Raw genomic sequence first — 9,084 nt, 5'->3', positions numbered from 1 at the left:
GTGTTTTCGGGCTATGACGAAATTGTCGATGAAGTTTCAAAGGCATGGAATCACTTTATTTCAATCCCGGATCGAGTGAAGAAAATGTGCAATCGGGAATGGATTAAATTGATTTAATCTTTATGCGGAATGGTATTAGAGCTGCAAAGAATGATGACTTTGGAGCTTTATCTGCTGATATGGTTGGCTACTGGCGAACCTTTACTATTGCAGCCGCCGCTGATTTAAAAGTATTTGATTACTTACCTAACAACACAGCTCAATTAGCCATACACACAAACACACTAGAAAAACGGTTAACTCGCCTACTTAATGCCTTGGCAGAGTTAGGGTTGGTAACGTGCGAACAACACATTTGGCATGTATTACCCAAAGGGGCTTTTTTAAATACAAACCATCCTATGTCGCTTGCGAGTGCAGCGATAGAGTATCGTGGTGAGTTAATGCAAAGGTGGCATAGCCTCACACAATTAATGCAAGAAGACATTAAAGCTGATGATATTTTTAAACAAGTAAGTTTGTCCAAGGAGCATACCCAAAGGCATCACAATATGCTGCGCAGCTACGCTTTAAAAGATTATCAAGAGCTTGTTTGCTATTTAGATATTGAAAAAGGCGATGTTGTTTTTGATGCTGCGGGTGGCAATGGTTTATTAGCACAGCTTATTCTTGATCAGTTCCCGTCTTCAAATGTGATTTTGGGTGACCTTGCAGGTGTTATTGATTCTAGTGAATTCAATAATAAGAGAGCCTTTGACCTTTTTGAAACATGGCCTGTTAAGGCAAATAAAATAATGCTTTCGCGTGTGCTTCATGACTGGAACGATACCAATGCTTTGCAAATTCTTTTAAATGCAGCAACCTCGTTACAAGATAATGGGGCGATTTATGTGTTTGAAATGTTACTTGATGAGTACAGTTTTGGTGGCTCTCTCTGCGATTTACATTTACTCACAGTGACAGGTGGACAAGAAAGGACGCAAAGCCAATTTGAAGCGCTATTTAAAAAAGCAGGGCTTTGCATTGATTCGGTTATTAAAAAAGATGGCTTAGTAACTGTAATGAAGTTAATACGGACATAAACAAATGAAAAGAGTGCTCATTGTAAGACATGCTGCTCGGCCCGATATTTCACCGAACACTGTGGGTAATGATGTAATGCTGACTGATGAAGGTATTGAGCAGAGTAAATTATTTGCTTCGCTATTAAGCGGTCAAGTATTGAGTATTAGAACCAGCCCTATTGGTCGATGTGTGCAAACAGCCGAACTAATAGCTCAGGCGACTCACTTTAAACCTAATGATATACAGCAGTGCCGCCTATTAGGCGATCCTGGTTTTATTATTAAAGATGGTGACTTAGCTTGGCAACATTGGCTGAAAAAAGGCCATAAAGCAGTAAATTTACATTTGCTTTCAGGTACTGAGTCATGGGATGGTTTTTATGATTTAAACAATTCGGCTGCACGTATTTTTAGTGATATTAAAGCACTGTTGAATAACTCGGCTGATGGAGTACATATATGGGTTACTCACGACACCATATTAGCCACCTTAGCGGCTCGTATTGGAGACAAACGATTAACGCTTCAAGATTGGCCTAACTTTCTGGGTTACTTGGAAATAAAGTTAAGTGGTGAGCAAATATATGTAAGTTATTCTCAAAAACCTAACTTAGTAGGCGATGTAATTTAAGGATGATTAAGCACAATGACAACCATTAAGTTTCAAGAAGAATTTAGCGCAAAAATTCCCGCGCTTACACTGCTAACTAACTTGGGCTATACGTTTATTCCACCGAGTGAGTGTGAAAGCCTTCGCGGTAATACGTTAGCAAGTAACAAAAGCACCCATCAGGTTGTGTTGTTACCTGTGATGCGTGCCTTTTTAGCCAAACAGACATTTTCGTTTGCAGGTAAGCAGCATGCGCTCTCAGAAGCAACCATTGATAAGGTAATGCATGAGCTGAACCCTGCCATGAACCTTGGGCTAAAAGCGGCTAACGAGAAGATTTATGATGCGCTAATGTACGGCGTGAGTGTGACTGAATTTATTGATGGTAAAAAAGCCTCGCCCACTATTAAGCTGATTGATTGGCATAATATTGATAACAATGCGTTTCATTGTACCGAAGAGTTAGTAGTACAAAATACTGAGGGGACGGGCAACCGCAGACCTGACATTGTGTGTTTTGTGAATGGTTTGCCATTAGTGGTGATTGAGGCAAAACGCCCCGACTCAAAAAAAGAGGGTAAATCGACCAATGCAGAGGCAATTTCGCAGCACATTCGTAACCAAAAGCAAGATGAAATTCCTCACTTATATGCCTATAGCCAGTTACTGTTAGCCATAAACGGGCATGAGGGCTTGTATGCAACGTGCGGCACCCCTGAGAAGTTTTGGGCGAAGTGGAAAGAAGAGCAAATACCGGAGGCTGAATTTGTCAGGCTTAAAAACCATACGCTACGAGATGAGCAATTAAATGCGCTCTTTAATCATCGCCCTACAAAAGATAAAGATGATTACCAGTCGCTTATTACCGCAGGTGAGCTGACGGTAACCGACCAAGACAGGCTGATTGTAAGTTTATTACGCCCTGAGCGCCTACTGGATATGACCCGACTGTTTACCTTATTTGATAAAAAAGCAGGCAAGATTGTAGCTCGATACCAGCAGGTGTTTGGTATTAAGGCGCTGATAGAGCGTATTAATACGTTTGATGACACTGGCGCACGTGAAGGCGGTGTTATTTGGCATACCACAGGTAGTGGTAAGTCGTTTACTATGGTGTTTTTATCTAAGGCGCTTATATGGCTTGAAGAGCTTGCGCAGTGCCGCGTAATTATTGTGACTGACCGAGTGGATTTAGAAGACCAGCTAAGCCGTACGTTTGCATCTGGTGGTGTACTCACCGACCGAGATAAAAAAGGTGCGATGGCGACCACAGGTAAGCGTTTGGCTGAGCAAATTGGTCAAGCTAACGAACGCGTTATTTTCTCGATCATTAATAAGTTCGGCTCTGCCATAAAACACAAAGACTGTTACAACGATAGCCCTAATATTATTGTGTTGGTGGATGAAGGTCACCGCAGCCAAAACGGTGAAAATAATATCCGTATGCAGCAAACCCTGCCTAAAGCTGCTTTTATCGCCTTTACAGGTACACCTCTATTAAAAGATGATAAGACCGAAAACAAGTTCGGTAAAATCATTCACTCTTACACGATGCAGCAAGCGGTTGAAGATAAAACCGTGACCCCACTTTTGTATGAAGAACGTATTCCTGAGCTAAACGTTAACGACAAAGCGATTGATGCATGGTTTGATCGCAGTACCAGTAAGCTGAGCGACAAACAAAAAACTGATTTAAAAAGAAAGTTTTCGCAAAAAGGTCAGATTTATCAAACAGAAGGTCGTATTGAGTTAATTGCTTACGATATTGCCGACCACTTCCAAAACTTTAAACAACATGGTTTAAAAGGCCAGTTGGCATGTGACTCAAAAGCCTCTGCAATACGCTACAAAGAGGCGTTAGATAAAATTGGCACTGTGACATCAGTTGTTGCAATGTCGGCTCCTGACACACGTGAGGGCCATGATGTAGTTGATCAAGAAAGCAAAGACATTGTGCAAAATTGGTGGAAAGCCAATGTTGATAAAATGGACGAAAAAGCCTACACCAAAGCCATTATTGAAGACTTTGGCAGAGATGATGGCCCTGACATCATGATCGTAGTTGATAAGCTGTTAACGGGCTTCGACGAGCCGAAGAACACTGTATTGTATATAGATAAACCCCTTAAAGAGCACAACTTGATTCAAGCCATTGCCCGCGTTAACCGTTTGCATAGCAAAAAGCAGTTTGGCTACTTGATTGACTACCGAGGCATATTAAAAGAACTTGATACCACCATAGAAAAGTATCAAGACCTTGCGGAGCGCACCCAAGGGGGCTTTGATATAGACGACCTAAAAGGGTTGTATAACAGCATGGACACCGAGTATAAAAAGCTGCCAGGATTACACAGTGATTTATGGGCGATATTTGAAGGGGTTAAAAACAAACAAGATGGCCCCGCTTTACGCCAAGCTCTAGCACCAAAAGTACATGAGGTTGATGGTAAGCTCACCGATACCAACCTTAAAAAGCGTGATGATTTTTACTCAATACTCACGGCATTTTCAAACTGTATGAAAGTAGCGCTGCAATCAGCCACCTACTTTGAAGATAAGTCATTCGATAACAAACGCGACTTGTACAAACGTGACTTAAAAGCCTTTGTCGATTTACGTAAGCAAGTACGTGAAGATGCCGATGAAACCATTAATTATGATGAATACGCAGAAGATATCCGCAGCTTGCTTGATAAACACATAGCAGGTATTGAAGTTAAAGAACCTGATGGCGCGTATTTAGTAGGTAACTTAGGTAAAGATGTTAAGCCGCAAGACATGAGCGATGATGAGGCCCGTAACCAGACTGATAAAATCACAGGCCGAATCACTAAGATGATTGAGCAAGACTTAGCAGATGATCCTTATGCACAGGAGTATTTCTCTAAGATGCTTAAAAAGGCAATTGAAGATGCTAAAGCGATGTTTGATGCGCCAGTAAAGCAGTACATTCTTTTTGCTGACTTTGAGCAAGAAGTGAAAGACCGCAAGGTGGCTGATGTTCCTAATGACTTTGTAGATGACTCCGGCAAGTTAAATAAACATGCACAAGCCTATTTTGGTTTGTTTAAGCACCTATTTGATGCTGAATTCTTGACGGAAAAAGCTCTGGATAACGACAAGTTAGTAGCGTTGGCGTTTAGTATTGATGCCGTCGTGAATGATGCGGTTGCTGAGTATTCCATTAATCCTGTGGAAATTGAGAACGCCATTCACATGAAGTTATTACCCATACTGTTTACTGAGGTTGGCCTTGATAACGCACAAAGGCTGATTGAAGAAGTGTTAAAGATAACCCGATTAGGCATAGCTAGAGGCTAATGTAAGTGACGCCAAAAACAGTAGCCACTGCTATTCATTCTAAAAAGAGCAGCGCAACAACCAACGAACACGGTGTTTTTACTTATGGTAACGACACTATTCGCTATGACGTTATTCGTAAACCAAAGCCTAATGATACCGCTAAAAAAGTAGCACGTAAGGTCGTTATTAAGGTTCATCCTGATCAACGTGTTGTTGCAACTGTACCTCATGATGCTAGCGAAGATGCTATTGTTGATGCTATGCATAAGCGCGCAAGGTGGATATGGCAGAGTATTAATGACTTTGCAAAGCAAAAAGACACGGTATTGCATAAGCGTTATGTGAGTGGCGAAACCCAGTTTTATCTAGGCAAGCGCTATGTACTCAAGGTAATTGTTGATGTCGAGCAAGTACCTAACGTAAAGCTAAGCCGTGGCAAATTAAACGTCACGATAAAGCATGAAGCCAGTAAAGATATTGATGATCGAGTGGTTAAAATTAAGCCACTTATTGACAAGTGGTATCAACACAAAGCAAAAGCCATTTTTCATGAGCGCCTTGCAGAACTACTCCCAAAAACCACGTGGGTAACAGGCATTCCTTCTTTTCGTGTAATGGCAATGAAAAAGCAATGGGGAAGCTGCTCAACCAAAGGCAACTTGATGCTCAACCCTCACCTCGTTAAAGCACCGAAAGAATGCATTGATTACGTGATTTTACATGAGCTTTGCCACATAGCCGAACACAATCATAGCGAGCGTTTTTGGCGCTTATTAACGCAAGTAATGCCAAACTGGAAAGAAGTAAAAGCCAAATTAGATGGCATGGCGGAGATGTATTTGAATGAATAAGGATTGCTGAATGAAATGCCCAACTTGTGAAAAATATATTGGCTGGGATTGGCTAGAAGATGAATGCATTGAGCCTAATGAAACCTTTGATTGCCCACACTGCGATGAAACCTTGCGCTATGAAGTGGATGAAAGTACGTACTTTGGTGCTCAACATGTAACGATTGAAGTTGTGGATGATTAAAGGGGCTATGGCAAATTTTGAGTTGAGTCGTCGCAGATTAAAAAAGCTTAATACAGTAAAGTATTAAGCTTGAGAATGTTATTAGCTATTTACGTGTATTAGCTGAAAAGAATTTAGCTGAAAAGAATTTAGCTGAAAAGAATTTAGCTCAAATCTAAACTGACATTCACCGATTGAAAAACGGGTAACTGTCAGATCAAGTCTGAGCTAGTACAATTTACGATGTACAATTTACGATATCAGCAACTTTCAAGCGATAGTGCTTAACCGATCCCATGCCAGGAAGTGTAGAGTTAAACTGATAGCCCTTCTGGCTCTTCTGGCCCAGCGCCTCCGACGGCTTCTGCATTAAACCATTTTGGACACAAACTTTTGCAAGCTCAGTTGGTTTAAGGCCTGAGCGCTCTGCAATCGTACGCCAACCATTAGGTGGAATCTTCAAGGTTAACTGCTTCTCTTTCGTTTGAGGACATTCCTCTGCTTCTTTCCAACCGATTAGCTGAGTACTTTTAGCATCCACATCAGTCACATATGCAAAGTGACTGTTAAGGCGAGAGTAAATAAAGTCACGAACATGCTGTAGGTATCCGTCCGGTGATCACCGCCTAGCCTTTAAAATTCCACGGTAATAGACTATCGATATCAGGTGTTGATTGGCACAGCTCATCTAAACACGCGGTGATGTAATCGTATGGCGCTAAGCCGTTGGCTTTGGCTGTTTCGATGATGCTGTAAAGTATCGCGCTTGCGTTAGCACCTGTCGCTGTTTGGCTAAACAGCCAGTTCTTACGGCCTATCACAAACGGTTTGATGGCTCTTTCTGCACGTTTGTTGTCGATACTCAGTCGCCCATCATTAATGTACTCAATGAGTTTCGGCCACTGGTTTGCCATGTAATTGGCGGCATCAATGAGTTTACTATTACCAACAAGGTTTGGCTGATGTTTTTCAAGCCACTGTTTGAGTTTATCGAGTATCGGTTTACTCTGTGCTTGTCGAGTCTGGTAACTCTCATCCGCTGATTTATCTTTCAACCGTGACTCTATCCCATACAGCTTTTGTATTAAGCTGAGCACCACATCGGCTTTGCCTGTCTTATTTTTCCCTTGCAGCTTTTTCGCTTCAATGAATTTCCGAAGTGCGTGCGCCCAGCACCCCACAAGACTGGCCTGTGTCTTTTCATAAGCTTAATAACCATCAACATGTAAGTACCCTTGATAGCCATCAAGATAATCCATCACGCAGGCGGCTGCGCGACTAGTGTGGTAGTCGTAAAGCACGATGTTAGGGATGGGGCTGTCGGGTTTAGGTGAGTCAGCACCTGAGCAGTACACCCACATGTAACTATTCACTTTATCTGATTTCACCACATTGACCGTGGTTTCATCAGCGTTAAGGAGTGGTTGCTTGAGTAATTCTTCATTTAACCGTTTAACCAGCGGGGTAAACAGCGCTGCTGACTTAATCACCCAATCGCTCATGGTTTTGCGGCTCAGCTCAATGCCGTATTGCTTAAACATGCTCTCTTGGCGATGAAGCGGTAAACCATATTGATATTTACTGGTGATGAGTTGGCTAAGTAAGCTCGCGGTGGCAACGCCTTTGTTAATGGGCATGGCGGGCATAGGCTGTTGCTTTATCGTTGACCCAGTGCCTGATTTTTCACACTCACGACAGGCGTATTTAGGGCGAATATGTTCAATCACTTTGACGTGTGCTGGAATGAACTCAAGCTTTTCAGCAGTATCTTCACCGATTTTATGTAACTCACCACCGCAACATGCACAGCTTTTATCTGCTATGTCGTGGATAACTTGTTCACGGGGTAAGTCTTTTGGCAGTGGCTTGCGTTTAGGCTTGTTGCGGGTGTAGCTAATTCCTTGCTGCTCAGGCTCAGCTTTCTCAGCAATCTCTTCAACTTCATTAAATAATTCACCTTGCCCTACAAAGCCTTCAGCACTTTTGCCGAATTGCTTTTGTTGGGCTAAACGGAATTGCTCATATAAATAGGCGATTTTAGCATCTTTCTGTATAGATACTTCGCGCTCATATTTAAGCTGTTTTTCAAGCTCAGCAATGCGTTGTTGTAAGGTAAATACATCGTTCATGCCGTTTATTTTACGGCTTTTATGCACAATGAATAGGGTTAATAACTTAAACCTTGATGATCATATCAATTGATCTAAGTAATTAAGTCACTGTGTGCTGACTGACGTTGATTTCTTCATGGCCAATAACGTCATACCCTGATAATAGCCAATGTAATTGTTGCTCATTCAGTGTCATGGTGTCACGTTTAAGCTTAGGCCATTTAAACCTGTGCTTATCAAGTCGCTTGTACCACAATGCAAAGCCTGTCTTATCCCAATAGAGAAGCTTTAACTTGTCGCGCTTTTTATTACAAAACACAAACAGCGCGCCCGATAGCACGGGTAATTCAAGCTCACATTCCACCAACGCCGCAAGGCCATTGATGGATTTACGAAAGTCCACATGCTCAGCACATAAGTACACCTCGGGCGGATTAACAAACATATTCATGCTGATAGACCTTTAATAATTGAGACGATAGCATCACAGTTAAGTGTTGTGGGTAATGTCAGTTGGCCAGTGCGCGTATTAAAGTTAATCGTTGGTTGCTCAGTGATACTGACGTGTGTGCGTTGGGTTTGTTGCTCAACTCGGACAAATTGAGGTGATGCACCTGAAGATTTCACCTGTTGCATGCTTTTATATTTATAAAACGAGCTGATAGATACTTGATGGTGTTTGCAAAACGCTTCATTCGTTCCAGTAAATGATGAGCGAAGCGCTAGGATTTCTAGCCAACGTTTAGGGATGGGTGAATTCATAATGACCTCCAATAAAAAGTTGAAGGTATTTTCAAATACAAAAAATGGTGTTGCTAGGTGGGTTTGGCCGGACGCTTACGGATATACAGCGTCGGTGCCGCACGACGCCAGACGATGCCGACTTGTGGCAACCACCGCCTGAGAGTTGAGCTATGAATAACGATACGGTAAAGCTTATGCAGTAGCAGTGCGAATAATTCACTACTCCAACGCGACCGCT

8 protein-coding genes and 2 pseudogenes are annotated in these 9,084 nt (G+C 42.1%); 5 read left to right on the top strand and 5 right to left on the bottom strand.

Annotated elements, in window-relative coordinates; genetic code table 11:
* The first annotated feature begins 122 nt into the window (after positions 1 to 122).
* The 5 genes from JIG41_RS11180 to JIG41_RS11160 are packed head-to-tail and all read left to right on the top strand — an operon-like array spanning position 123 to position 6,012.
* A complete protein-coding gene (locus JIG41_RS11180; RefSeq protein ID WP_199524745.1) occupies positions 123 to 1,082 on the top strand; it encodes a methyltransferase in 960 nt (319 codons plus the stop codon).
* Positions 1,083 to 1,086: 4 nt separating this feature from the next.
* Positions 1,087 to 1,695: a histidine phosphatase family protein gene (locus tag JIG41_RS11175; RefSeq protein ID WP_199524744.1), complete on the top strand. Its 609-nt coding sequence runs from the start codon at positions 1,087 to 1,089 to the stop codon at positions 1,693 to 1,695.
* Positions 1,696 to 1,710: 15 nt separating this feature from the next.
* Positions 1,711 to 4,995, top strand: coding sequence for a type I restriction endonuclease subunit R (locus JIG41_RS11170; protein ID WP_199524743.1), 3,285 nt, complete (start codon positions 1,711 to 1,713; stop codon positions 4,993 to 4,995).
* A 5-nt stretch (positions 4,996 to 5,000) separates the two neighbouring features.
* Complete coding sequence (locus JIG41_RS11165) at positions 5,001 to 5,828, top strand: SprT family zinc-dependent metalloprotease (RefSeq protein ID WP_312000492.1); 828 nt, start codon at positions 5,001 to 5,003, stop codon at positions 5,826 to 5,828.
* A gap of 10 nt (positions 5,829 to 5,838) precedes the next feature.
* Positions 5,839 to 6,012 (top strand): hypothetical protein, encoded by a 174-nt coding sequence (locus JIG41_RS11160; protein WP_199524742.1) that lies wholly within the window; start codon positions 5,839 to 5,841, stop codon positions 6,010 to 6,012.
* Between the two features lie 217 nt (positions 6,013 to 6,229).
* Here JIG41_RS11160 and JIG41_RS11155 read toward each other — a convergent pair whose 3' ends face one another.
* The 5 genes and pseudogenes from JIG41_RS11155 to JIG41_RS11135 form a co-directional block, all read right to left on the bottom strand.
* Positions 6,230 to 6,532, bottom strand: coding sequence for a hypothetical protein (locus JIG41_RS11155; RefSeq protein WP_199524741.1), 303 nt, complete (start codon positions 6,530 to 6,532; stop codon positions 6,230 to 6,232).
* 85 nt (positions 6,533 to 6,617) lie between these two features.
* A pseudogene (tnpC, locus tag JIG41_RS11150) lies at positions 6,618 to 8,120 on the bottom strand (IS66 family transposase).
* A gap of 82 nt (positions 8,121 to 8,202) precedes the next feature.
* A complete protein-coding gene (gene tnpB, locus JIG41_RS11145; protein WP_004588658.1) occupies positions 8,203 to 8,553 on the bottom strand; it encodes an IS66 family insertion sequence element accessory protein TnpB in 351 nt (116 codons plus the stop codon).
* Positions 8,550 to 8,864, bottom strand: coding sequence for an IS66 family insertion sequence element accessory protein TnpA (tnpA, locus tag JIG41_RS11140; RefSeq protein WP_004588657.1), 315 nt, complete (start codon positions 8,862 to 8,864; stop codon positions 8,550 to 8,552). Before tnpA ends, tnpB begins: the two co-directional genes overlap by 4 nt.
* A gap of 77 nt (positions 8,865 to 8,941) precedes the next feature.
* Positions 8,942 to 9,084: pseudogene (locus JIG41_RS11135) on the bottom strand (winged helix-turn-helix domain-containing protein); the annotation flags it as partial.

It is taken from the genome of Pseudoalteromonas sp. bablab_jr011 (assembly GCF_016464045.1).
Taxonomy (GTDB): Bacteria; Pseudomonadota; Gammaproteobacteria; order Enterobacterales; family Alteromonadaceae; genus Pseudoalteromonas; species Pseudoalteromonas lipolytica.
Note: the sequence above shows the minus strand (reverse complement) of the source record. Positions and strands in the feature narration are given on the sequence as shown.